This window comes from Brachybacterium sp. SGAir0954 (assembly GCF_005490785.1).
Lineage (GTDB): Bacteria > Actinomycetota > Actinomycetes > Actinomycetales > Dermabacteraceae > Brachybacterium > Brachybacterium rhamnosum.
The window spans coordinates 2,804,595-2,829,511 of sequence record NZ_CP027295.1; the positions used below are offsets into that span (position 1 = coordinate 2,804,595).

Annotated in this window: 20 protein-coding genes; 8 read left to right on the forward strand and 12 right to left on the reverse strand. The window is 73.0% G+C overall.

Annotation, left to right across the window (positions count from 1 at the left end; all coding sequences use genetic code 11):
* Positions 1 to 41: 41 nt before the first annotated feature.
* From panD to leuS, 3 genes are all read left to right on the forward strand, one after another.
* Complete coding sequence (gene panD / locus C1N80_RS12620) at positions 42 to 467, forward strand: aspartate 1-decarboxylase (RefSeq protein ID WP_137771089.1); 426 nt, start codon at positions 42 to 44, stop codon at positions 465 to 467.
* A 107-nt stretch (positions 468 to 574) separates the two neighbouring features.
* Positions 575 to 1,501: an AEC family transporter gene (locus C1N80_RS12625; protein WP_137771090.1), complete on the forward strand. Its 927-nt coding sequence runs from the start codon at positions 575 to 577 to the stop codon at positions 1,499 to 1,501.
* A gap of 236 nt (positions 1,502 to 1,737) precedes the next feature.
* Positions 1,738 to 4,659: a leucine--tRNA ligase gene (leuS, locus tag C1N80_RS12630; RefSeq protein WP_137771091.1), complete on the forward strand. Its 2,922-nt coding sequence runs from the start codon at positions 1,738 to 1,740 to the stop codon at positions 4,657 to 4,659.
* Between the two features lie 93 nt (positions 4,660 to 4,752).
* Here leuS and C1N80_RS12635 read toward each other — a convergent pair whose 3' ends face one another.
* Positions 4,753 to 6,105 carry an MFS transporter gene (locus C1N80_RS12635; protein ID WP_137771092.1) on the reverse strand — a complete coding sequence of 451 codons (1,353 nt, stop codon included), beginning with the start codon at positions 6,103 to 6,105 and terminating at the stop codon, positions 4,753 to 4,755.
* A gap of 121 nt (positions 6,106 to 6,226) precedes the next feature.
* Between C1N80_RS12635 and C1N80_RS12640 the strand changes: the two genes are divergently transcribed.
* A complete protein-coding gene (locus C1N80_RS12640) occupies positions 6,227 to 7,504 on the forward strand; it encodes a hypothetical protein (protein WP_137771093.1) in 1,278 nt (425 codons plus the stop codon).
* A gap of 56 nt (positions 7,505 to 7,560) precedes the next feature.
* Here C1N80_RS12640 and clpB read toward each other — a convergent pair whose 3' ends face one another.
* Positions 7,561 to 10,290 (reverse strand): ATP-dependent chaperone ClpB, encoded by a 2,730-nt coding sequence (gene clpB, locus C1N80_RS12645; RefSeq protein WP_137771094.1) that lies wholly within the window; start codon positions 10,288 to 10,290, stop codon positions 7,561 to 7,563.
* Positions 10,291 to 10,572: 282 nt separating this feature from the next.
* Between clpB and C1N80_RS12650 the strand changes: the two genes are divergently transcribed.
* Positions 10,573 to 12,006, forward strand: a complete 1,434-nt coding sequence (locus C1N80_RS12650) for a PrsW family intramembrane metalloprotease (protein ID WP_137771095.1) — start codon at positions 10,573 to 10,575, stop codon at positions 12,004 to 12,006.
* A gap of 16 nt (positions 12,007 to 12,022) precedes the next feature.
* Here C1N80_RS12650 and C1N80_RS12655 read toward each other — a convergent pair whose 3' ends face one another.
* The 4 genes from C1N80_RS12655 to C1N80_RS12670 form a co-directional block, all read right to left on the reverse strand.
* On the reverse strand, positions 12,023 to 12,454 hold the full coding sequence (locus tag C1N80_RS12655) for an RNA-binding S4 domain-containing protein (protein WP_240811311.1): 432 nt from the start codon (positions 12,452 to 12,454) through the stop codon (positions 12,023 to 12,025).
* 83 nt (positions 12,455 to 12,537) lie between these two features.
* Positions 12,538 to 13,989, reverse strand: a complete 1,452-nt coding sequence (locus C1N80_RS12660; RefSeq protein ID WP_137771097.1) for an amidase — start codon at positions 13,987 to 13,989, stop codon at positions 12,538 to 12,540.
* Entirely contained in the window at positions 13,986 to 14,489 is a 504-nt protein-coding gene (locus tag C1N80_RS12665; RefSeq protein WP_137771098.1) for a low molecular weight protein-tyrosine-phosphatase, read from the reverse strand. The genes C1N80_RS12660 and C1N80_RS12665 overlap by 4 nt, the downstream gene beginning before the upstream one ends.
* Complete coding sequence (locus C1N80_RS12670) at positions 14,486 to 14,827, reverse strand: GNAT family N-acetyltransferase (RefSeq protein ID WP_137771099.1); 342 nt, start codon at positions 14,825 to 14,827, stop codon at positions 14,486 to 14,488. Before C1N80_RS12670 ends, C1N80_RS12665 begins: the two co-directional genes overlap by 4 nt.
* 24 nt (positions 14,828 to 14,851) lie before the next feature.
* On the opposite strand from C1N80_RS12670, the gene C1N80_RS12675 reads away from it, so the two are divergent.
* Both C1N80_RS12675 and C1N80_RS12680 read left to right on the forward strand, forming a co-directional pair.
* Entirely contained in the window at positions 14,852 to 15,217 is a 366-nt protein-coding gene (locus C1N80_RS12675; RefSeq protein ID WP_137771100.1) for a DUF952 domain-containing protein, read from the forward strand.
* Positions 15,218 to 15,266: 49 nt separating this feature from the next.
* The gene (locus C1N80_RS12680) at positions 15,267 to 15,893 is read left to right on the forward strand and encodes an L-threonylcarbamoyladenylate synthase (protein ID WP_137771101.1); all 627 of its coding nucleotides are present in this window, start codon (positions 15,267 to 15,269) and stop codon (positions 15,891 to 15,893) included.
* On the opposite strand, the gene C1N80_RS12685 is transcribed toward C1N80_RS12680, so the two are convergent.
* On the reverse strand, positions 15,880 to 17,244 hold the full coding sequence (locus C1N80_RS12685; RefSeq protein WP_240811122.1) for an MFS transporter: 1,365 nt from the start codon (positions 17,242 to 17,244) through the stop codon (positions 15,880 to 15,882). The genes C1N80_RS12680 and C1N80_RS12685 overlap by 14 nt on opposite strands.
* Positions 17,245 to 17,325: 81 nt before the next feature.
* On the opposite strand from C1N80_RS12685, the gene deoD reads away from it, so the two are divergent.
* Complete coding sequence (gene deoD / locus C1N80_RS12690; protein ID WP_137771103.1) at positions 17,326 to 18,048, forward strand: purine-nucleoside phosphorylase; 723 nt, start codon at positions 17,326 to 17,328, stop codon at positions 18,046 to 18,048.
* Between the two features lie 74 nt (positions 18,049 to 18,122).
* Here deoD and C1N80_RS12695 read toward each other — a convergent pair whose 3' ends face one another.
* The 5 genes from C1N80_RS12695 to gcvP all read right to left on the reverse strand — a co-directional run bounded on the left by C1N80_RS12695 (position 18,123) and on the right by gcvP (position 24,843).
* Positions 18,123 to 18,365 (reverse strand): hypothetical protein, encoded by a 243-nt coding sequence (locus tag C1N80_RS12695; protein WP_240811123.1) that lies wholly within the window; start codon positions 18,363 to 18,365, stop codon positions 18,123 to 18,125.
* Positions 18,366 to 18,442: 77 nt separating this feature from the next.
* Positions 18,443 to 19,198, reverse strand: coding sequence for a gamma-glutamyl-gamma-aminobutyrate hydrolase family protein (locus C1N80_RS12700; RefSeq protein WP_137771104.1), 756 nt, complete (start codon positions 19,196 to 19,198; stop codon positions 18,443 to 18,445).
* A gap of 128 nt (positions 19,199 to 19,326) precedes the next feature.
* Complete coding sequence (locus tag C1N80_RS12705; protein ID WP_137771105.1) at positions 19,327 to 20,478, reverse strand: glycosyltransferase family 1 protein; 1,152 nt, start codon at positions 20,476 to 20,478, stop codon at positions 19,327 to 19,329.
* Positions 20,479 to 20,578: 100 nt separating this feature from the next.
* A complete protein-coding gene (locus C1N80_RS12710; protein WP_137771106.1) occupies positions 20,579 to 21,790 on the reverse strand; it encodes a cobalamin-independent methionine synthase II family protein in 1,212 nt (403 codons plus the stop codon).
* Positions 21,791 to 21,906: 116 nt separating this feature from the next.
* Positions 21,907 to 24,843, reverse strand: coding sequence for an aminomethyl-transferring glycine dehydrogenase (gene gcvP / locus C1N80_RS12715; protein ID WP_137771107.1), 2,937 nt, complete (start codon positions 24,841 to 24,843; stop codon positions 21,907 to 21,909).
* Positions 24,844 to 24,917 lie beyond the last annotated feature (74 nt).

Below are 24,917 nucleotides of genomic sequence, written 5' to 3' on the forward strand. Positions count from 1 at the left end.
ATGCGGGCGCCCCCATCATCGCGCATGGGAGACTGGTGCACGTGCTGCGCACTCTCATGACCTCGAAGATCCACCGTGCCACGGTCACCCAGGCGGACCTGCACTACGTGGGATCGGTGACGATCGACGCCGATCTCGTGGATGCCGCCGGCCTGGTCGAGAACGAGCAGGTGACGATCGCCGACATCACCAACGGCGCCCGCCTGACCACCTATGTGATCCGCGGCGACGCCGGGACCGGTGTGATCGGCATCAACGGCGCGGCCGCCCATCTGGTCGCCCCGGGGGACCTCGTCATCATCATGGGCTACGGCCAGCTCGACGAGCGCGAGGTCGCCGAGCACGAGCCGAAGGTCGTCCACGTCGATGACCTCAACCGGATCGTGGCCCTCGGCCACGACGGTGCCGAGCCGGTCCCGGGCATGGCCGACCAGATCAGCGGCCGCCACAGCGTCGGGGCACGCTGACCGCTCCCCCGGCCGGGTTCCGTCCCGCGCGCTGGACCTCAGCAGCGGACATCCACCCACCCCTATAGGATCGGGACCGTGCTGACCCCCGTGCCCTCCCCCGCCCGATGAGCGGGGTCCTGGCCGGGTTCTTCATCGTCTGGACGCTCATCGCGATCGGATGGATCGCCGGGCGCACCGGGATCCTCGGCCCCCAGGGCCGCTACGTCCTGAACCGCGCGACCTTCTTCCTCGCCTCCCCCGCCCTGGTGCTCGTGGGCCTGCTCGGGTCCGACCCCCGCGAGGTGTTCTCGGTGCCGATGGCGGTGGCCGGCATCTCCGGGCTCCTCATGGGCGTGCTGCTGTGGGTGGGCCTGCGGCTGTTCACGAAGCGCCGCGGCACCGAGCTCACGATCGCCGCGATCAGCGGCTCCGTCGTCAACGGCGCGAACATGGGCTTCCCGATCGCCGCGTACGTGCTCGGCGACATCTCGCACGCCCTGCCGGTGATCCTCTTCCAGCAGGCGGTCTACACGCCCCTGTACCTCTTCGTCCTGCACACGCAGACCCAGGAGTCGAGGCTCGGGCTCGCCGGCGTCGCCCGCAGCATCGGTGCGAACCCGACGATCATCGCGGCCGCCGTGGGCGGGGTGCTCGCCGGCGCCGGCGTGCGGCTGCCCGAGGTGGTCCTCGAGCCGTTCTCCTCCCTCGGCGACATGGCGATCCCCGCGATGCTCCTCGCCTACGGGCTCTCCCTGCACGGGTCGAGGCCGCTCGCGAAGGACGACGGCTACCGAGGCCTCATCGCTATCTCCTCGATCGCGAAGATCGTGCTCATGCCGCTGCTCGCGCTCGGCATCGGGCTGCTGTTCGGCCTCAGCGGCCACGGGCTGTACGAGGTCGTCGTCATGGCGGCCCTGCCCACGGCGCAGAACGTCTACGTCGCCGCCGCCCGCTACCAGGCCGCGGAGAACCTCGCCCGGGACACGGTCCTCATCACGACGATCGGCACGGTCCTCGCGCTGCTCGCCGTCTCCGCGCTGCTCGGCGTGTGACTCCCGACCGGCTCCCCCGGGCAGGCAGGACCGACCCGCACGACGCGCGGTAGCATGGCCGGGTGACTCGACGGCTCCTGCTTCCGTAGCCGCGTCGGACAATCCCGCCTCCCCCGCACCACGGTGCCGGGCGCGGAGCTCGGGACCGGCGCGGCTCCCCTCGCCTGTGCGGGGGTTTCTTCATGTCAGGACCGTCGTGCGGAGGCTCCGCACCATCCGAGGAAGGCGAGACATCCATGAGCGAGGCACCCCACCGGTACACGGCAGAGGTGGCGGATCAGATCGAGCTGCGCTGGCAGCGGCGCTGGGACGAGGAGGGCACCTTCCGTGCCGCGAACCCCGTCGGCGCGCTCTCCGACGGGCGCTCCGCCGCGGAGCTCGGCGAGAAGATGTACATCATGGACATGTTCCCGTACCCCTCGGGGGCGGGGCTGCACGTGGGCCATCCGCTGGGCTACATCGCGACCGACGTCATCGCGCGCCATCAGCGCATGCTGGGCAAGAACGTGCTCTACACGATGGGCTACGACGCCTTCGGCCTGCCCGCCGAGCAGTACGCCGTCCAGACCGGCACGCACCCCCGCGTGACCACCGAGTCGAACGTCGCGAACATGCGCCGCCAGCTGCACCGCCTGGGGCTGTCCCACGACTCCCGCCGCTCCCTCGCGACCACCGACCGCGAGTTCGTGCAGTGGACGCAGTGGATCTTCCTGCGCATCTTCGACTCCTGGTACGACCCCACGGCCGAGAACGCCGACGGCATCATCGGCCGCGCGCGCCCGATCGCCGAGCTGCGCGAGGAGCTGCGCGCCGGGACCGTCGACCCGTTCGCGCTCGCCCAGCGGCAGTCGATCACGCTGCCCGAGGCCTGGGCCGGCCGCACCGCCGCCGAGGTCCCCTCCGCCTCCGACGCCGAGATCGCGCAGCTGGCCGACGCCTTCCGCCTCGCCTACATCTCCGAGACCCCGGTGAACTGGTGCCCGGGCCTGGGCACCGTGCTGGCCAACGAGGAGGTCACCAACGACGGCCGCTCGGAGCGCGGCAACTTCCCCGTCTTCACGCGGCGCCTGCGCCAGTGGAACATGCGCATCACCGCGTACTCCGACCGCCTCATCGACGACCTGGACCGCGTGGACTGGCCCGAGTCGGTGCGCTCGATGCAGCGCAACTGGATCGGCCGCAGCCACGGCGCCGAGGTCACCTTCCCGCTGGCCGGCGTCGAGGACGCGACCTTCGACGTGTTCACGACCCGCGCGGACACCCTCTTCGGAGCGACGTTCACGGTCCTCTCCCCCGAGCACCCGCTGCTCGAGGACGCCTCCGCCCTGCCCGCCGCCTGGCCCGAGGGCACGAAGGACGCGTGGACCGGCGGCGCGGCGAGCCCGCGCGAGGCGGTCACCGCCTACCAGGAGCGCGCCGCGTCCCTCGGCGCGGAGGAGCGCACCGCGGACGACCGCGAGAAGACCGGCGTGTTCACCGGCTGGTTCGCCGTGAACCCCATGGACGGCCGCGAGATCCCCGTGTTCACCGCGGACTACGTCCTCACGGGCTACGGGACCGGCGCGATCATGGCGGTCCCCGCGGAGGACGAGCGCGACTTCGCCTTCGCCGACCGCTTCGAGCTGCCCGTGATCCGCACCGTGCGCCCGCCGGAGGACTTCACCGGCGGCGCCTGGACCGGCGAGGGCGAGAAGATCAACTCCGCCTCCGCCGAGCTGGACCTCGACGGCCTGGACAAGGACGAGGCGAAGGCCCGCGCCACCGCCTTCGCCGAGGAGAAGGGGTTCGGCCGCGCCCGCACCACCTACCGCCTGCGCGACTGGCTGTTCTCGCGCCAGCGGTACTGGGGCGAGCCGTTCCCGGTCGTCTACGACCCCGCGGACCCGGAGACCCCGATCCCGCTGCCGGCCTCGATGCTGCCCGTGGACCTGCCGGAGGTCGAGGACTTCTCCCCGAAGACCTTCGACCCCTACGACAAGGACACCGAGCCGCAGACCCCGCTCTCCCGCGCGACGGACTGGGTCGAGGTCGAGCTGGACCTGGGCGAGGGCCCCAAGCGCTACCTGCGCGAGACGAACACGATGCCGCAGTGGGCCGGCTCCTCCTGGTACCAGATGCGCTACATCGACCCCACGGACACCGAGCACCTGGTGCGCCCGGAGAACGAGGAGTACTGGCTGGGCCCCCGCGAGGCGGGCGGCACGGGCGGTGTGGACCTGTACGTGGGCGGCGTGGAGCACGCGGTGCTGCACCTGCTGTACGCGCGGTTCTGGCACAAGGTGCTCTTCGACCGCGGCGACGTCACGAGCCAGGAGCCCTTCCACCGCCTGTTCAACCAGGGCTACATCCAGGCCTTCGCCTACACCGACTCCCGGGGCGTGCACGTCCCCGCGGAGGAGGTCGTCGCCGAGGCCGACGGCACCTTCACGTACCAGGGCGAGCAGGTCACCCAGGAGTACGGGAAGATGGGCAAGTCGCTCAAGAACGCCGTCGCCCCCGACGACATGTACGAGGAGTACGGCGCGGACACCCTGCGCGTGTACGAGATGTCGATGGGCCCGCTGGACCTGTCCCGCCCCTGGGAGACCCGCGCCGTCGTGGGCTCGCAGCGCTTCCTCCAGCGCCTCTGGCGCCTGGCGGTCTCCGAGGAGACCGGTGAGCTGATCGCCTCCGACGCCGAGCCGGAGCCGGCGACCCTGAAGACCGTGCACCGCACGATCGAGGGTGTCACCCGGGACATGGCGCAGATGCAGTTCAACACGGCGATCGCGAAGCTCATCGAGCTCGTGAACCACCTGACCAAGACCTCCGGTGAGAACGGCGCGCCACGCGCCGCGCTCGAGCCGCTCGTGCTCATGGTCTCGCCCTTCGCCCCGCACCTCGCGGAGGAGCTGTGGCAGCGACTGGGCCATGAGGAGTCCCTCGTGCGGGCGCCCTACCCGGTCGCCGACCCGGAGCTCGCCAAGGCCGAGGCGGTCACCTGCGTGGTCCAGATCAAGGGCAAGGTGCGTCACAAGGTCGAGGTCGATCCCGAGATCGGCGAGGCCGAGCTCGAGGCGCTGGTCATGGCCGAGGGCCGGGTCCAGCAGCTGCTCGAGGGGCAGACGGTGCGCAAGGTGATCGTGAAGGCACCGCGCGTGGTGAACATCGTCGTCTGAGGCACCTTCCGCGGATGCGGACGGGCCGCGGGGAGCGCTGCTCCCCGCGGCCCGTCGTGCGTCCGGTGCCCCGTGGACGCCGGCGCCGGCCTCTCAGGCCTCGCTGCTCGCCGCGGCGCTCCGCGCGGGGCCGACGGGCTCGGAGAGGTCCTTGCCCCGCGTCTCGCGCAGGGTGAGGATCGTCAGGCTCGAGACGAGGATCAGCACGATCGCGTAGACGCCGAAGAGGTGCTGATCACCGATCGCGGTGTTGAGGTACGGGGCGGTGCCGCCGAACAGGGCGATCGCGACCGCGTAGGGGATGCCGAAACCGCTCGTCCGGCGCGCGGTCGGGAACATCTCCGCGTACATCGCCGGGGCGTGGGAGAGGAAGCCGGCGATGAGCCCGAGCTGCACGCTGATCGCGACGACGAGCTGCCACATCTGCCCGCCCTCCACGAGCGAGACCATCGGCAGGTAGCAGATGCCGCTGCCCACGAGGGCGATGAGCGCGCAGGTCCTCCGGCCGATCCGGTCCGAGAGCGCGCCCCAGAGAGGCAGCACGAGCACGAGCACGACGTTGCCGATCACCGAGGCGCCGAAGGCCTGCTGGGCGCTGTACCCCAGGTTCTGGGAGGCGAGCGAGGCCATGGAGACGGACCAGATGTAGAAGACGACGGTGAGCCCCGCGGTCATGAGGATGACCTGGAGGCTCGTGCGCCAGTGCACGAACAGGCCCACGAGGACGTTCTCCCGGGGACCCGCGGTGCCGTCCTCGGCGCGGGAGGCCTCGAACACCTCGGACTCCTCCATCGAGCGGCGGATCCACAGCGCGACGAGGCCCAGCACGGCGCCGATCGCGAAGGGCACACGCCAGCCCCAGGCCGCCATCTGCTCCTCGGTGAGGGCCGTGCTGAGCGCGAGACCCAGCACGAGGCTCGCGAGGAGGCCGAGGGTGCCGGTCACGTAGATCGAGCTCGCCCAGAAGCCGCGGTGCTCGCGCGGGGCATGCTCGGCGAGATAGGTCTGCGCGGAGGGGAGCTCGCCGCCGTGAGCGAGGCCCTGGATCAGACGGGCCAGGAGCAGCAGGAAGGAGGCGAGCACGCCGACCGTGCCGTAGGTGGGCAGCACGGCGATGAGCAGGGACCCGATCGAGGCGGCGAGCACGGCGAGGGAGAGCGCGTGCTTGCGCCCCACCCGGTCGCCGATCCAGCCGAAGACGACGCCGCCGAAGGGCCGGGCGACGAAGCCGACGGCGAAGATCGCCATCGTGGAGAGGAAGGCGGAGGTGCGGTCGCTGCTGTCGAAGGCCTGCGCCGAGAAGTAGACGGCGAAGGACGCGTAGACGTTCCAGTCGTACCACTCCAGCGCGTTGCCGATCCCGGTGCCCAGCAGGGTCTTCGCCCGTGACTGGCGGGCGGGGGCCGGCGCGGGAGCAGGATGGTCGGGAGTGTGGGGGAAGGACATGCGCGCCACTGTAGGACCGCGGGGAGGCGCCCCGCAGAAATGGTTCCTCCCCAGGACACCGTCGTCCACAGTCCGGCCGGCCGCCCGGCGCGCGCCGCACCGCCGCGCCTAGGTTCGCCGCATGGACACCTTCTGGGGATGCGACCCCCTCGACATGGACGAGTACATCGAGAGCATCGACGAGCGGATCGAGCTCCTGCGGGACCTCATCGAACTGCTCCGCGGCGCCTCCGCCTCCGTCGACTGGACCGGGCCGGACGCCGCGGCGCACCGCTCGCGCACCACCGCGGTCACCGATGACCTGGGCGGCGCGTGCGATCTGCTCGCCGCGCGCCGGGCTCTGCTCGAGGGCCACCGCGACGCCCAGGAGCGTGCTTCCTCCGCCGAGGGCGGCGGGGATCCCTACGCGATGGTGCGGATGGACGCCTTCGAGGGTCTCCGGGACCTCGGCGGGCGCCTGCGACCGTCCACCGGTGCGGGACTGCCCGGCCCCGGTGACCTCGGCCCGTGGATCGGGGGCCCGCTCGGCCACCCGATCGGCCCCTCCGGGCCGGACAGGCCCTTCGACACCCACGAGACCCTCGACCGCTGGCGCGAGCGCGCCGGGGAGACCTTCGAGAAGATCCGCCCGCTGCTCGGCGGTCCTCTCGCCGCCCCGATCGACCCGACGCTCCCCTCACTGCCCCACGACCCCACCGACGGCCTGCCCGACCCGGTGCCCGCTCCGGTGCCGGAACGGGGCGCGGTGCAGGACGACACCCCGTTCGCCCTGGACCAGGACCGGATCACCGAGGCCTCCACGAACCGGAAGATCCTGTTCGGCCAGGTCCCCGGGCTGGGCGGCCTGCAGACGGCCGCGACGCTCACCGAGAGCAGCAGGGAGTTCCTCGACGGGGTCGAGTCCCGGATGGAGTCCGCGGGGCTGGGCGCCGCGACACCGATCGTCGGCCTCGCCCGGATCCCCCATGACCTTGCCGGCGTCGCCCTGGGCGAGGGATCCGTCTACGACACCGTCACGGGCGCCGTGGACCAGCAGTTCGCGAACGTCTCCCAGACCTCCGCGGAGATCTCCGAGTCCGTGGGCGAGGGCGACTGGGCCGGGGCGGCCCGTGCCAGCGAGCGCGGCATGCTGCGTCACCTCGGAGCGAGCGCGGATGCGCTCACAGCGAACCCGGTGCCCGCGCTCAGCGAGGCGATCGGCACCGTCGCCGGGCGCGGGGCCGATGTCATGGACATGGCCTCCCCCGGCAGCGGCGATGCGCTGCGGGAGGCGGGAGAGGCGATGCACGGCGCGGGCGAGGCCTGGCAGGCGAAGGTCGACGAGATCACCGACACCGAGGAGATCTACCGCTACCGGCTCGAGAACGCGCCGTTCCCGTGGGAGCGCCGCAGCGCCTGAGACGGCGGGAGGACCGGACAGGGTTCACCCGTCCGGCCCTCCCCGCGGGCACGAGCTCAGCGCAGTGCGGGATCCCCGGAGGCGTCCTCGGAGCCCGGAACGGTCGCCCCGTCGGAGGTCCCCCCGTCCTCGGGCGCTCCCCGGTCCTCGCCGTCCACGTCCTCCTCCGGGTGATCGCCCTCCAGGACGGACAGGGCGAGACCGTCGCCGTCCGGCGCCACGCGCACGGCGACCGTGGCGTCGTCGAGCACCTCACCGCGCAGGATCAGCCGTGCGAGCGCGTCGCCGATCTCCTTCTGCACCAGCCGCTTGAGCGGGCGCGCGCCGTACAGCGGATCGAAGCCCACGTCGGCCAGCCAGTGCGTCGCCGCCTCGTCGACGTCGAGCCGGATCCGACGGTCCGCGAGCCGCGCGCCGACCGCCTCGATCTGGAGGGAGACGATCCGCGAGAGCTCCTCGCGCTGCAGCGCGTCGAACATGACGACGTCGTCGAGACGGTTGAGGAACTCCGGCTTGAAGGACGCGCGGACCACCTGCATGACCCGCTCGTGCTTCTCGGCCTCCGGCAGCGACGTGTCCTGCAGCACGTGGGCGCCGAGGTTCGAGGTGAGGATGAGGATCGTGGAGCGGAAGTCCACGGTGCGCCCCTGGCCGTCGGTGAGCCGGCCGTCGTCGAGCACCTGCAGCAGGATGTCGAAGACGTCGGGGTGGGCCTTCTCGATCTCGTCGAGCAGGACCACCGAGTACGGCCGGCGCCGCACGGCCTCGGTGAGCTGCCCGCCCTCGTCGTAGCCGACGTACCCCGGAGGGGCGCCGACGAGACGGGAGACGGTGTGCTTCTCCCCGTACTCCGACATGTCGATGCGGATCATCGCCCGCTCGTCGTCGAAGAGGAACTCGGCGAGCGCCTTCGCGAGCTCGGTCTTGCCGACGCCCGTCGGCCCCAGGAACAGGAACGAGCCGGTCGGGCGGTTCGGATCGGCGATGCCCGCGCGGGCACGGCGCACCGCGTCGGAGACCTCGGCCACGGCGCGCCGCTGACCGATCAGCCGCTCGCCGATGATGTCCTCCATCTCGAGCAGCTTCTGCGTCTCGGACTGCAGCAGGCGACCGGCCGGGATGCCCGTCCACGTGCCCACCACCTCGGCGATGTCATCGGGACCCACGTGGTCGGCCACGAGCGGTCGCTCGTCGCCCACCTCCCCCGCGGCCTCGGACTCCTCCGCCTCCCGCAGCTGGGTCTTCAGCGCGGGGATGTCGCCGTAGAGGATCTTCGAGGCGGCGGTGAGGTCGCCCTCGCGCTGGGCGCGGTCCGCCTGCATCCGCAGCTGCTCGAGCTGGGCCTTGAGCTCGCCGACCTGGTTCAGCCCGGCCTTCTCCCGCTCCCAGCGGGCGGAGAGCGCGGTCATCCGCTCGGTGCGGTCCGCGAGCTGACCGCGCACGGAGTCGAGGCGGGCGATGCTGCCCGGGTCCTCGCTGCCCTGGAGGGCCATCTCCTCCATCCGCAGGCGATCGACCTGACGGCGCAGGATGTCCAGCTCCTCCGGGGAGGAGTCGAGCTCCATGCGCTGGCGGGACGCGGCCTCGTCGACGAGGTCGATGGCCTTGTCGGGGAGCTGGCGCCCGGAGATGTAGCGGTCCGAGAGCGTCGCGGCGGCGACCAGCGCGGCGTCGGTGATCGAGACCTTGTGGTGCGCCTCGTACTTGTCCTTGAGGCCGCGCAGGATCGTGATGGTGTCCTCGACGCTGGGCTCGCCCACGAACACCTGCTGGAAGCGGCGCTCGAGGGCCGGGTCCTTTTCGATGTTCTCGCGGTACTCGTCCAGGGTGGTCGCGCCGACCATCCGCAGCTCGCCGCGGGCGAGCATGGGCTTGAGCATGTTGCCGGCGTCCATCGCCCCGTCGCCGGTGCCGCCCGCGCCCAGGACGGTGTGCAGCTCGTCGATGAAGGTGATGATCTGGCCGTTGCTCGTGCGGATCTCGTCGAGGACGGCCTTCATGCGCTCCTCGAACTCGCCGCGGTACTTGGACCCGGCGACCATCGAGGAGAGGTCCAGGGAGATCAGGCGCTTGCCGCGCAGCGAGTCCGGGACGTCGCCCGCGACGATGCGCTGCGCGAGGCCCTCGACGACGGCGGTCTTGCCGACGCCGGGCTCGCCGATGAGCACCGGGTTGTTCTTGGTGCGGCGGCTGAGCACCTGGACGACGCGGCGGATCTCGGTGTCGCGCCCGATGACGGGGTCCAGTCGGCCCTCGCGGGCCTGCTCGGTGAGGTCGAGGCCGAACTTCTCGAGGCTCTGGAAGGTGCTTTCGGGGTTCTGGGAATCGGGGGTGCTCATACGATCCTCTCCGGAGGTGAGTCGGGTGACGGCATCGCGCAGGGCGGCGGGGCCCGCGCCGGCCGCCTGGAGGAGGCGGGCGGCGGCGTCCGTGCCGAGCGCGATGCCGATCAGGAGGTGCTCGGTGGACAGGTAGGTGCGGCCGGCGGCGTCGGCCTCGCGGCGTGCGGCCTCGAGGGCGTCATAGCCGGCGCCGACGAAGGTCGGATGGCCGGCGCCGTCGCCGCTGACCCGGGGCAGCTGTCCGATCGCGGTCGCGACCTGCTCGAGGACGGCGGCCGGATCGGCACCGGCCTCGATGAGGGCGGCACGGCCGATGCCGTCCGCCTGGCCGAGCAGCGCCTGCAGCAGGTGCAGGGAGCTGACCTGGGGGTTGCCGAGCTCTGCGGCGTGCTGGGCGGCGGCGGTGATCGCTTCCTGCGATCGGGTGGTGAACTGGAACTCCATGGCGCTCCTTCCAAGCTGTGCGGGGGACATGAGGTGCAACGGGTACAGAGTTGAGTCTATTCCGCTCAAGGTGCGGGAGTGTCGGGTCGGGGCTTCCCTCCGACCCGTCCACAGCCGGCACGACCCCCTCACTGTGGCGACCGTCACCGATAGCATCGCATCCAGACCGTCCCGCCGGGGAGAGGAGGGAACCATCGGTTCCACCGTTCTCCCCTCCCCCGCACCGCCCGCGGGCGACGCGCACCGCCGTCGTCCCTCCCCGATCCCGAAGGCGCTCCTCCCATGACCCAGCCGCCGTCCGCCCATCCGGGGCCGCCGCCCCCGGGTCGCCCCCAGCAGCCGGGACAGCAGCCCACCGGCCGGCCCCGTCCCGGCGCAGGGTCCCCCGCCGCGGGTGCGCCGGGGTTCCAGGCGCAGCCCCCGTACGTCGACTACGGCATCCCCCGCTCCTACGACACCTCCGTGCGACCCTCCTCGGGCCTCACCGCGGCCCGCTACGCCCCCGCGCAGATCCAGCGCCCCGTCCAGCCGCAGCCGCAGTCGGCCTGGGCGACCCAGACCCGCCGGGTGCAGGAGGTCGGTCGCGAGGCGGAGCCGGTCCCCCGCGTCACCGTCCTCACCTGGATCGCCCTGGCCGTCCTCGGCATCGGCCTGCTCCTCGTGCTCGGCTTCTTCTTCGTCTACCTCACGCTGTCGTACTCCTCGAGCCCCGTCTGGTGGCCCGTCATGGGCTTCCTCGCGTTCCTCTCCCTCGTCGTGATCGTCGGGATCATCCTGCTCGCGGATCGCTGGGACCCGCAGCCGATCCCGCTGCTGCTCATCGCGGTGATGTGGGGTGCCGCCATCGCGAGCTTCGTGAGCTTCTGGGTGAACACCCTGGGCTCGGTCCTCGTCTGGCGGATCACGGGCAGCGAGGCGGTCACGAGCTTCTTCGGCCCCGTCATCAGCGCCCCGATCGTCGAGGAGACCACGAAGGGCCTCGGGCTCCTGGTCCTCATGCTGCTCGCCCGGCGCTACTTCAACGGGCCGCTGGACGGCCTCATCTACGGCGCGCTGATCGGCGGCGGCTTCGCCTTCACCGAGAACATCCTGTACTACGCGAACGGCTTCGATCAGATGGGCCTGGGCGGTGTCGCCGTGCTGGTCGTCATGCGCGGCGCGCTGAACATCTTCGGCCACGCCATCTACACCTCGCTGACGGGCCTGATCATGGGCTTCGTCGCCCGCAAGTGGGGCACGATCTCGGGCCTGCTCGTGTTCGTGGTCGCCGTGATCCCGGGGATGCTGCTGCACGCCGGATGGAACCTCACCGCCTCCCTCGCCGGCGGCTGGACCGTCACGATCATCATGTTCGCGCTCGAGGCCCTGCTGTCCCTGCTGTGGCTGTGCCTGATCGGCGTGCTGGTCTGGGACGAGGCGCGCCTCACCCGGGTGCGCCTGGGCGACTACGCGAACACCGGCTGGCTCACCCACGAGGAGGTCACGATGCTCGCCACCTGGAAGGGGCGCCGTGAGGGGCGTGCCTGGGCGAAGCAGATCGGCGCGAAGCCGCTCATGAAGCGGTTCATCCGGGAGAGCGCGGATCTCGCCTCCGTGCGCCAGCGGCTCCTGGCCGACGGCGCGAACCCCAAGGTCGTCGCCCTCGAGGCGGGTCTGCTGGGTCGTCTCTCGACCAACCGCCAGCAGCTGTTCGCCGCGAGCGGCCAGCCGCGCTGAGCCGGTCCGGTCGGGTTCAGCGCCCGGCGCGGTCCTCGGGCAGGTCCTCGTCGTGCTCGGCGCCGGGCAGGTCCCGGCCGCGCAGCCGGTCCAGCGCGCGCCGCTCCCGCTTGGTGGGGCGTCCCGCGCCGCGGTCCCGTCGCGGCGGGGCGCCGAAGAGCTGCGGCGGCGGCTCCGGGCTGTGGTCCTCGTAGGCGGTGCGCGCGACGGGCGCGCCCACCCGCTTCCCGAGCAGCTGCGTGACCACGACTATGCGCTCGCGCCCCGGGGAGCGCAGGCGCAGCTCGTCCCCCACCGCGATCCTCTGGCTCGCCTTGGTGGGCTCGCCGTTGCGCCGCACGTGGCCCGCGCGGCAGGCGGCGGTGGCCGCGGAGCGGGTGGGGTACAGCCTCACGCTCCACAGCCAGGTGTCCAGGCGCACCGCGGCGACGGTGGGAGCGGGGCGCACGGGTGCGGGCGCCGGCGCGCCGGGCCCTGCCGACGCCTTCGCGCCTGATGTCGTGCCCGCCGCAGCGGCCTCCTCGGCCCCGCTCATGCGCCGGCCCCGCCCCGGGAGGCGTCCGCGGCGCGCAGCGGCCACGGGTCGTGCTGCTCGATCTGGGCGGCGACCTGCAGCAGCAGGGCCTCGGCGCCGGGACCGGTGCCGCCCAGCTGGACGCCGAAGGGCAGCAGCACGCCATCGACCTCCTCCCGGTGCGCGGGGATCGCGATCGCCGCGGCGCCGGTCATGTTCCAGGTGCTCGTCCACGGGGTGAAGGCGCACTGGGCGTCGAAGTCCGCGGCGCCGTCGTCGAGCTGGAGGGTCTCCGGGCGGGCGGGCGGGCCCGCGAGCCCCGGGGTGAGGACGAGGTCCAGATCCGCGAAGGCCTCCCCCGTGCGTCGTGCGAGCGCCTGCACGCCGGAGATCGCCGTGAGCAGGTCCGTCCCGCTGTACCCGCGTCCCTGCTCGCGCAGCCAGCGGGTGAGCGTCAGCAGCTCGCCCTCGCGCTCCGGGGGCACGGGGATCGTCGCGGCGCCCACCGTCCACAGAGGCATGAAGCTGCGCCATTCCTGCGGGGTGAAGGGGGCGGGGACCGGCACGGGGTGGTGTCCGAGGTCGCGCAGCAGCGCGACCGTGCGCTCCACGGCGCGCAGGGCGGCGGGGTGGACGTCGACCTCGGCGGCGAGGGGCGTCGTGAGCACGCCGATCCGGAGCCCCTCGGGCGCCGGGGCCTCGCAGGCGGAGAGGTAGCCGCCGGGCAGGAGCGGCGCCGGCTGGGCGTCGCCGGGACGGGGCCCGGCGATGAGGTCGAGGCCGGCCGCGGCGTCGCGCACGGTGGTGGCGAGCATGCCGTCGGCGACGAGCCCGGCGCCCTCGGTGCCGAAGGGACCTGTCGAGACGAGACCGCGGGAGGGCTTGATCCCGACGAGGCCGCAGCAGGCCGCAGGGATCCTCACGGACCCGCCGCCGTCGGATCCGTGGGCGAGGTCGACGACCCCGCTCGCGACCGCGGCACCGGCCCCGCCGCTCGATCCGCCGGCCGTGCGCCGCACGTCCCAGGGAGTGCGGGCCGGGGCACCGGTCGCGGGCTCCGTGTACGCGGGCATGCCGAACTCGGGCGTGGTGGTCTTGCCGATCGTCACCGTGCCGGCGTCGAGGATCCGTGCGGCGACGCCGTCGGTGACCTCCGCGATCGTGCCGCGCAGCGCGGTGCTCCCGGCCTCGAAGGGCTGGCCGGCGATGCGGGTGAGGTCCTTGACGGGCAGCGGGACGCCGAGCAGGGGCCGGCGGCGGGCGAGGTCCTCGAGACGCCCGGCGCGGCGGGCGTCCTCGAGCTCGTGCTGGGCCCGTTCGGCCTGCTCCCGGCTGAGCTCGTCGAGGACGTGGGCGAAGGCGCCGACGGCGGCTCCGCGGGTCGCAGCCGCGGCGAGGGCCTGCTCGGTCACCTCCCGGGCGTCGAGGTCCCCGGCGCGCAGCGCGGCGGCGGTCCCGAGGGCGCTCATGAGGCGGTGCCGTGCCCGCCCGCGGCGAGGGCGCCGCGCACGTGCTCCACGAGCCCCGGGAGGGCCGCGTCCACCTGCGTGTAGGTGGTCTCGAAGTCCTCGTCGCCGCCGTACCAGGGGTCGCGGATGCCGAGGTCCTCCCCGGCCTGCGGGTCGAAGGAGCGCAGCATGCGGATACGCTCGCCGAGCCGTTCGCCGGCGAGGCGCTCGAGGGGTCGGACGTGGTCATGGTCCAGGGCGAGGACGAGGTCCGCCCGGGACAGCTCCTCGCGGGTCACGGCGCGGGCGCGGTGCGCGGAGGGGTCCATGCCGTGCTCGCGCAGGAGGGCCCCGGCGCGGGGGTCCACGGGGTTGCCCTCCTCGTAGGAGGTGGTCCCGGCGCTCGCGACGTCGACGCGGTCGCCGAGGCCGGCCTCCTCGAGGGCGGCGCGCAGCTGGAACTCGGCCATCGGCGACCGGCAGATGTTGCCGGTGCAGACGGTGAGGATGCGATAGGTCACCGGGGGTCCTTCCCCTCCTCGGGGACGTCGGCGAGGAGGTCGTGGTGCTCAGGATGCCGCTCGAGCCAGGCGCGGGCGAACCAGCAGGTCGCGGTGAGACGCAGGCCGCGCTCACGGGAGTCCTGGACGGCGGCGCGGACCAGCGCGGAGCCGATTCCCTGCCCGCCGTGCTCCGCGGAGACCACCGTGGAGCGCAGGTCGCGGACGCCCTCGCGGAGCGGGTCCGGCCCGTAGGCGAGCACGCCGACGACGCCGTCGCCGGCGAGCGCCTCGAAGCGATCGCGATCCTCGTCGTGGACCAGCCGCACGTGCGGGGGTCCGCCGGGCTTCTCGTGCATGCACGGAACGCTACACTGCCCCTCATGCCCTCGCCCCTGATCTGGCACATCACCGAGCTGGCCGCCTGGGAGGCGGCCGTCCGGGAGGGCACCTACACCTGCTCCACCCGGGGTCGCGATCTCACCGAGGTGGGATTCCTGCACGCCTGCTGGCCCGAGCAGGTCTCGATGGTCGCCAAGCGCGTGTACCCGGACCGTCCTGCCGACCTCGTGATCCTCGAGATCGACGTCGCGCGCGTCGAGGCGACAGGCGTCGCCGTGGACATCGAGGCGGATCGGGACGGCCGCGGCCGCGGCTACCCGCACATCAACGGACCGCTCCCGATCGGCGCCGTGCAGCGGCTGCGCCGCACGAAGTGGATCGGCCGCGAGTTCGTCGTCGTCGCCTGATTGATGTGCGGATGCCGCCGTCGCGGCGCTTGCGGACGTAGCATCGAGCATGGCTCCCTCGGCTCGCTACCTCGACATCCATCCCGTGGACCCGCAGGCGCGGAACATCGACCAGGCCGTGCGCGTGCTGCGCGACGGCGGTCTCATCGCCTATCCCACGGACTCCTGCTACGCGCTGGGCTGCACGCTCGACTCCCCGGAGGGGCTCGAGCGGATCCGCCGCATCCGCCAGGTGGGCAAGGACCACCACTTCACGCTCGTGTGCGCGGACTTCGCGCAGCTGGGGCAGTTCGTCATCGTCTCGAACCCCGTGTTCCGCCTGGTGAAGAACGCGACGCCGGGCCCGTACACCTTCATCCTGCCGGCCACCAAGGAGGTGCCGCGGCGGATGTCCCACCCCAAGAAGCACACGGTGGGCGTGCGCATCCCCGATCACCGTGTGGCCCATGCGCTCGTCGAGGCGCTCGGCGAGCCGATCGTCTCCTCGACGCTGCTGCTGCCGGGCCAGGAGGACCCGCCGGCGGAGGGCTGGGTGGTGCAGGACCTGCTGGACAACCGGGTGGACGTCATCATCGACTCGGGTGAGGTGGGCATCGAGCCGACGACCGTCGTGGACCTCTCCTCCGGGGAGCTCGTGATCGCCCGGGAGGGCGCGGGGGACGTCAGCCGGTTCTGACGCTCCCCTCCTCCACGCCGCGGTCCCGCCCCGCGAGGGCGCCGGAGACCACGAGGATCCCCAGCGCGTAGAGCGGCACGAGCCACAGGGCGTGACGCAGGGTCAGGGCGTCGGCGAGCGCGCCGATGATCGGCGGGGAGACGAAGAACCCGAGCCGGGCGAGCCAGCCGGCCACGGTCATGCCCACTCCGTGGGGGACGCCGGGGACCTCGTCCGCCGCGCGGTACACGGCGGGGAACAGCGTCGCGACGCCCCAGCCGGCGAGGGCGAAGCCGATCACGGCGGTCACGGGGCTCGGCACGAGCAGCGCGAAGGACATGCCGGCGGCGGAGACGAGCGCGCCGATCCGGGCGGTGGTCCGGTCGCCCAGGCGGTCCACGACCGCGTCCCCGGTGAAGCGTCCGACGGTCTGCGCCCCCTGCAGGGCCACGAAGGCCATGCCCGCGACGAAGGGGCCGACGGCGTAGGTCGACGTCATGAACAGGGCGCCCCAGGTGTTGCCGGCGTCCTCGGTGGAGCCGGCGAAGACGAGCAGCATGCCGAGGGCGAGCACGAGCCCGAGCGCGCGCGGCGCCATGCCCGCGATCCGCAGGCCGGAGGGGGCCGGGTCCGCGGGGACCTCGGCGGCGGAGGCGGCCGACGGCGCCGCCTGGGCGGTGGCCCCGCCGGAGGCGGCCGACGGCGCCGCCTGGGCGGTGGCCCCGCCGGGGGCGGCCTGCTCCCTCTCGAGGGTGTCGTGCCCGGGGAGCATGCCGCGCAGGGCGAGCAGCGCCAGCGCGCCAAAGACCACGAGGCCGAGCACGCCCTGTCCCCAGGTGGGCAGGGCGATCTGGGCTGCGAGGGAGCCGAGGAGGCCGCCGGTGACCGCGCCGAGCGACCACCAGCCGTGGTAGCTGTTCATGATCGAGCGGCGGTAGCGGCGCTCGACGCGCATGCCGTGGGAGTTCATGGCGACGTCGGTGACGGCGTCGGCCGCCGCGGCGAGGAACAGCGAGACGGCGAGCCACAGCCAGGATCCGGAGACGTACACGGCGAGGTGCACGGTCGAGGCGACCACCTGGGCGGCGACGCTCACGCGCGCGGAGCCGAACCGGGTCATCAGGGCGGCGACGGTGAGGCCCGCGGTGAGCCCTCCGAGGGGGCCGAGCCCGACGGCGAGCCCGAAGGCGGCGTTGCTGAGCCCGATGTGCTCGACCAGCTCGGGGTAGCGGGGCAGGATCGCGCAGAACGAGGCGCCGTTGAGGAAGAAGAGCAGCGAGACCGCCCAGCGGGCGCGGCGGGCGTCCGCGGCGACGCCGGGCGAGGGCGTGGCGGGCCGGGCATCGCCGGGCTGCGGGGAGTGAGCGTTCACGGGGCACCATTGTGCTGCCCTCGTGCCCCGGGCGACAGCGCGCCGCGCCGCCCGGGCGCCGCGCGACCGTACGCTGGCGGCATGTCGACCCATATCGGAGCCGCTCCGGACCAGATCGCCCCTGCCGTGCTCATGCCCGGCGACCCCTACCGCGCGCGGTGGATCGCCGAGACCTTCCTCGAGGACCCCGTCCAGTACAACGACGTGCGCGGCATGCTCGGGTACACCGGCACCTACGCGGGGGTCCGCGTCTCCGCGCAGGGCTCCGGCATGGGCCAGCCCTCGCTCGCCATCTACGCCCACGAGCTGTTCAGCGATTACGACGTCGAGACCATCATCCGGGTGGGCACCTGCGGCGGTCTCTCGGAGCGGGTCGGCGTGCGGGACGTGGTGCTCGGCGTCGCGGCCTCCACGGATTCCGCCATGAACCGGGCCCGGTTCGGGGACGTCACCTTCGCCCCGGCCGCGGACTTCGAGCTGGCGCGGATCGCGGCCTCCGTCGGCGAGGAGCGGCTGCTGCCGGTCGTCGCGGGCGGGCTGTTCTCCGCGGACCAGTTCTACTCCCCCGCCCCCGAGGTCACGAGCACGCTCGCCGGCTACGGCGTGCTCGGCATCGAGATGGAGGCGGCGGCCCTGTACACGCTCGCGGCGCAGTTCGGTCGGCGGGCGCTGGCCCTGTGCACGGTCTCCGACCACCTCGTCACGGGCGAGGAGACGAGCGCCCAGGAGCGCCAGGAGACCTTCGAGGACATGGTCGTGATGGCGCTCGAGACGATCGTCCGGATGGACGGGCGATCCTCATGACCCGATGATCCCGGGACGCGGACGGGCCCGGCACCTCGCGGTGCCGGGCCCGTGTCGTCGCGGGGCGTTCCTCGTCAGACGAGGAAGCGCGGGACCGTGTCGAAGGTGAGGTACAGCGAGAGCAGCACCATCGCGAGACCCACGATGAAGGTCACAGGGGTGAACAGGCTCAGCACGTACAGCCCGCCCGCGAAGAGGACGAACAGCAGCGCGAACAGCACGATCGACAGGACGGTGCTGTTGCCCTCCGACGTGGTGGCCGGTTCGACGGTCTCGACGTGATCGCCCTTGGCGACGATGGCCTGCTCAGTGCTCATGCTCTGCTTCCTCCGCTCCTCCCGGGCGCGCCTGCCGTCCCGGGTTCGGGACGGGGCGCAGACGGTCGTGGCCCATCCTAGACCAGCGCCGACGGTGCCGCGGACCGGCCCGCCGTGCGCAACGCCGTGACGAGCGCCGCGAACAGGCCCTCCCCCGGTCCGTACCCGCTCTCGAGCTCGGGGTGCCACTGCACCGCGATGACGGGGCTGCCGGCGACGGCCTCGACGGCGAGCGGGAGGCCGCTCGCGTGGCGGGCCACGACACGCAGCGAGGAGGGCACCTCGCGCACGCCCTGATGGTGGAAGGCGGTGACCTCGGCGCGGGTGCCGACAGCGAGCGCGGTGTCGCTGTCCGCGTCGACCTCCGCGGTCACGGGCGTCGGGACGATGCCCGTGAGCGGATGCGCGGGGAGGTCCACGGGGAGATGACGGTGGAGGTCGCCGCCCTCGGCGACGACGACGAGCTGCAGGCCCCGGCAGACGCCGAGCACGGGCACCCCGGTGCGGCGCGCGGCACGGTACAGCGCGGTCTCGAAGGCGTCGCGCGCCGGGTCCGCCGCCATGTCGGTCTCCCGCGGGGCCTCGCCCAGGAGCGCGGGGTCCAGATCGGTGCCGCCGGTGAGGACGAGGCCGTCGAGGTCCTGGACCTCCTCGTCCGTCCACTCGTCCTGCGGGGCGATGATCACGGCACGGGCGCCGGCCTCGCGGATCGCGCGGACGTAGTGCGCGGTGAGGGTCACGGCCTCGTGCCCCTCCCACGCGCCGGACATCATGCGGCCGGTCCCTGCGGTCACGCCGATGAGCGGGCGACGGGTGGTGGGGCGCTGCGCCATGAGTGGTCCTTTCCGCGGGCAGGGTGGCCGCCGTGCGGCGACAGGACCATGTCACCCCATCGCGCGCACCCGCGGCGACATCTGTGGCCGAATGTGACGGCGACCGGATGCGACGGCGCGCTCCCGGTTCAGCGGACGGTGCGCTGGTGCACGTCCGCGTGCCGGGCGATCGCCGTCGCGTAGTGGCCGCGGAGCTGCTCGGCGAGGACCGGCCAGGTGCGCTTGCGCACCGAGTCCAGCGCCGCCCGCCCGAACGCGAGCCGCTTCGCGTCGTCGAACAGGAGATCCGCGGCGTGGTCGCGGAGCTCGTCGAGCATGCCCGGCGTGTACAGCCAGCCGGTCCGGCTCGGCGTCACGAGATCGACCGGTCCCCCGCGGCGCGGGGCGATGACCGGCAGCCCCGACGCCATGGCCTCCTGGATGGTCTGCCCGAAGGTCTCGAGCTCGCCGGGGTGGATGAAGAGGTCCGCGCTCGCGAGGTGCGCGGCGAGGTCCGTGCCGGAGCGGAACCCCGCGAAGCGCGCCCGCGGCATGGCCCGGCGCAGCGCGTCCCGCTCGGGCCCGTCGCCCACCACGAGCAGCCGCACCCCCGGCATGTCATGGATGACCTGGAGATCCGCGACCTGCTTCTCCGGAGCGAGGCGGCCCACGTAGACCACGAGCTTCTCGTCGGCCTCCGCGTAGCGGGCCCGCAGCCGGGCGCTGCGCAGCGACGGGGAGAAGAGGGAGGTGTCCACGCCGCGGCGCCACAGCGCGAGCCGCTCCACCCCGTGGGCCGCGAGCTGGTCACGGGTCGCGGTGGAGGGCGCGAGGTTCACGGTCGCACGGTTGTGGACGTCCTTGAGCAGCTGCCAGGACGCGGCCTCGAGGAACGGCATCCCGTACTTGGCGGTGTAGCCGGGGATGTCGGTCTGGTAGACGGCGACGGTGGGGACGCCGGCCTTCTGCGCGGCGACGACCGCACGACCCCCGAGGATCGTGGGCGAGGCGAGGTGGATGACGTCCGGGGCGAAATCGGCGATCCGGCGGCGCAGACCGGTCGCGCTCGCCGCCGCGATCCGCACGTCGGTGTAGCCGGCCAGCGGCACCGAGGCCACTCGGTGCACGCGGACCCGACGGCCACCCGAGGTGCGCCAGAAGCGGTCGGCGTGCGGCCACTGGGGGGCGATGATCTCGAGGTCGTCACCCTGGCCCGCGAAGTGGTCCACGACGCGGAGCACGGAGTTGGTGACGCCGTTCATGTGCGGAAGGAACGATTCGGTGATGACGAGGATCCTCACACCGGCGATGCTCCGCCCCCGCCGTTTCCACGGCCCCACCGACGTGTGACACATCGGGGACGCCCGGGTGAACTCTTCGCTCCCCCGGGCGCCCCGGCACTCAGAGGCGGGAGGAGGCGATCCGGGCGCCCGCGACGAGCGACTCGAGCTTCGCCCACGCGATGTCGGGGTGGATGCGCCCGCCCAGACCGCAGTCCGTCGAGGCAATCACGCGCTCGGGGCCGACGATCCGCGCGAAGCGCTCGATGCGCTGGGCGACGAGCTCGGGGTGCTCGACGACGTTGGTGGCGTGGGAGACGACACCGGGCACGATGACCTTGCCCTCGGGCAGCTCGACGTCCTGCCACACGGTCCACTCGTGCTCATGGCGCACGTTGCCGGCCTCGAAGGAGTAGTACTTCGCGTCGATCTCGAGCAGGAGACCCACGATGTGGCGCAGCTCGATGTCCGTCGTGTGGGGGCCGTGCCACGAGCCCCAGCACAGGTGGAACCGGGTCTGCTCGGTGGGCACGTTCGCGAGCGCGCGGTTCACGGCCTCGACGCGCTTGCGGGTGAAGGCGACGTAGTCCTCGACGCTCGGCTCGGGGTTGATCTGGTCCCAGTTCTCCGCGATCGAGGGGTCGTCGACCTGCACGATGAGGCCGGCCGCGGCGATCGCCTCGTACTCGGGAGCCATGACCTCGACCCAGGCGTCGAGGAAGGCGTCGACGGTCCCGTAGTGGGCGTCGACGATGCGGCTGCCGGAGCCCGGGGAGAGAGAGGGCAGGAAGCCGGTCGCGTAGCCCGAGGCGTCGAGCGCGGCGCGGAGGTTCGCGGTGTCCTGGGCGACGAGCTCCCGGCCCGCTGCCGAGTAGGAGACGGGGCCGGTCGCGGCCGGGAACGTCGTCTGCGCGCCGACGGTGATCCCGGAGGTCGGGTCCTGGTACGCGCGCTGGAAGATCGTCCAGTCGCGGCGGTCCGGGAAGACCGTCAGGCGCACGTCACCGGGGGACGAGCGCACCGGCTCCGAGGAGAAGTGGTCCTCCCCCGTGAGCTCGAGGCCGTCGACGCGGTCGAAGATGTAGGACCACCAGGCGCCGTAGTTGACGGCGGAGGTCATGAGGTGCCCGTACTCGCCGTCGTTCGGGATCGAGATGCCGATCTCGCGCTGCTTCGCGACGACGTCCGCCACGGCCTGGCGCAACACACCGCGGAACTCGTCCGTGGGCTGCGGGGTCAGGCCGTCCTCGCCCACCTGGCGGGCGGAGTTGGCGGCGATGAGCTCGGGGCTGCGGGGCAGGGAGCCGGCGTGCGTGGTGAGGATCTCGGTCATACGTGCAGGCTAGCGGCCTGATCGTCCATTCGTCATCTGCGCGTCACGACCGTTCACATGCCGCCGGCCCGTCGGAGCGGTGCTCCGACGGGCCGGCGGCGGGTGGGGCGCCCTGCTCAGTCGCGGGGCCAGGTCGCCACGAGGTTGCGGTCCCCGTGGGCCTGGTCGATGCGGCGCACGGCGGGCCAGTACTTCGACTGGATCCGCATCTGGACGCTGTCGTGCACGGAGAGGTCCTCGGGCGTGGCCCAGGTGCCCGGGTACACGGCCACCTCGCGGGAGTAGGGGTGGGTCCACTCCCCCGCGACGACCGACGCCGCGGTGTGCGGGGCGCCCACGAGCGGGTTGTCGTCGGCCGGCCAGACGCCCGCGGCGACCTGCTCGGCCTCCTTCGCGATCATGAGCATCGCGTCGACGAAGCGATCCAGCTCGACGAGGTCCTCAGACTCCGTGGGCTCGACCATGAGCGTGCCCGCCACCGGGAAGGACATGGTGGGCGCGTGGAAGCCGTAGTCCACGAGACGCTTGGCGACGTCGTCCACGGTGATCCCGGTGCGGGCGGTGAAGGGGCGCAGGTCCACGATGCACTCGTGGGCGACGAGCCCGTTCTCCCCCGTGTAGAGGATCTCGTACGCCTCGGAGAGCCGGGCGGCGAGGTAGTTCGCGGCGAGCACCGCGGAGGCGGTCGCGTGCCGCAGCCCCTCGGGTCCCATGAGCCGGATGTAGGTCCAGGAGATCGGGAGGATCGAGGCGGAGCCGTAGGGCGCCTGGGACACCGGGGCGCCGCCGTGCATCTGCGCGCCGGCCCCGGTCACGGGATGCTCGGCCTGCTGGATCGCGGGATGGCCGGGCAGGAACGGGGCGAGGTGCGCCTTCGCGGCGACCGGGCCCACGCCCGGTCCGCCGCCGCCGTGGGGGATGCAGAACGTCTTGTGGAGGTTCAGGTGGGAGACGTCGCCGCCGAACTCACCGGGCCGCGCGACCTGCAGCAGCGCGTTGAGGTTCGCGCCGTCCACGTAGACCTGGCCGCCCGCGTCGTGCACGAGCTGGCAGACCGTCCGCACCTGCTCCTCGTAGACGCCGTGCGTGGAGGGGTAGGTGATCATGATCGCGGCGAGCTCCTCGCCGTGGTCCTTGATCTTCTGCTGGAGGTCGTCGAGGTCGATGTTGCCGCGCTCGTCGGAGGCGACGACCACGACCCGCAGGCCGGCGTTCACGGCGGAGGCCGCGTTCGTGCCGTGGGCGGAGCTCGGCACGAGGCACACGTCCCGCGAGCCCTCGCCGCGGGAGGCGTGGTACGCGCGGATCGCGAGCAGGCCCGCGAACTCGCCCTGGGAGCCGGCGTTGGGCTGCAGGGAGACCGTGTCGTAGCCCGTGAGGTCCGCGAGCCACTGCTCGAGCTGGGTGACCAGGTCGAGGTAGCCCTCCACGTCCTCGCGCGGGGCGAGCGGGTGCACGGCGTTGAAGCCGGACCAGGTGATGCCCGCCATCTCGGTCGCGGCGTTGAGCTTCATCGTGCAGGAGCCGAGCGGGATCATCCCGCGGTCCAGCGCGAAGTCGCGGTCCGCGAGGCGGCGCAGGTAGCGCATCATCGCGGTCTCCGAGCGGAAGGAGGAGAAGACGGGGTGGCGCAGGTAGTCGACCTCGCGCACGAGCTCCCCCCAGCCCTCGCCGGACTCCACGGGCGTGAGCTCGGCGCCCGGGGTCTCCGCGAAGGGGGCGAGCACCGCGGCGATCCCGGCGAGATCGGCCTCGGTGACCGTCTCGTCGAGGGAGAGGTGGACGACGTCCGCGTCCACGGCGCGAAGCAGCCATCCGGACTCCGCGGCGGCCGCGACGATCTCCGGCGCGCGGGCGGCCGTGCGGATCTCGAGGGTGTCGAAGAAGGAGTCGTGGACGAGCGCGAAGCCGCTCGCGCGCAGCTGCGCGGCGAGGGTCGCGGTGCGGTCCGCGACCTGCCCGCCGATCGCGGCGAGCCCCTCGGGCCCGTGGTAGACGGCGTACATGGCGGCCATGACGGCGAGCAGGACCTGCGCGGTCGTGATCGAGCTGGTCGCCTTCTCGCGGCGGATGTGCTGCTCGCGGGTCTGCAGCGAGAGCCGGAAGGCGGGGTTGCCGTCGGCGTCCACGGAGATGCCGACGAGCCGGCCGGGCAGCTGCCGCTCGAGGCCCTTGCGCACGGCGACGAAGCCCGCATGGGGGCCGCCGAAGCCGAGCGGGATGCCGAAGCGCTGCGAGGAGCCGATGACGACGTCCGCGCCGAGCGAGCCCGGCGAGGCGAGGCGGGTGAGGGCGAGGAGGTCCGCGGCGACGATCGCGACGGCCTTGCTCGCGGTGACGGCGGCGAGCACCTCGCTCGGGTCCCACACGCGGCCGGAGGCGCCCGGGTACTGGACGAGGGCGCCGAGGTAGTCCTCCCCCTCGGGGGCCCCGTCGACCGCGAAGTCCACCTCGCGCAGCTCGATGCCGAGCCCCGCGGCACGGCCCGCGAGCACGTCCTTCGTGGCGGGGAGCGCGTCCGCGTCGACGAGGAACACGGGCGCCTTCCGCTTCGCGGTGCGGCGGGCGAGCATGAGCGCCTCCGCGGCGGAGGTCGCCTCGTCGAGGGTCGAGGCGTTGGAGACGTCCATCCCGGTGAGGTCGCAGATCATCGTCTGGAAGGTCAGGAGCGCCTCGAGGCGGCCCTGGGAGATCTCGGGCTGGTAGGGCGTGTAGGCCGTGTACCAGGCGGGGTTCTCGAGCACGTTGCGCTGGATGACCGCGGGGGTGTGCGTGCCGAAGTAGCCGGTGCCGAGGAGCGAGCGGCGCACGGTGTTGCGGTCGGCGAGGGCGCGCAGCTCGGCGAGGGCGACGGGCTCGGTGACGCCGGAGGGGACGGAGGTGGCCTCGCGGGCCTCTTCGTCGAGCAGGATCGTCGAGGGGACGGCGGCCTGCAGCATCTCGTCGAGCGTGGCGTAGCCGAGCGCGGCGAGCATGCGCTCCTGGGCGGCGGGGTCGGTGCCCACGTGCCGCGGCACGAAGGACTCGTGGGAGGGGACGGGCTGGGCGGTCATCGAGCTGGGGCTCCCGGGGGGTGAGGGGCGGGCGGCGGTGCGCGGCGGGGGTGGGCCGCACGAGGGGCAGGACG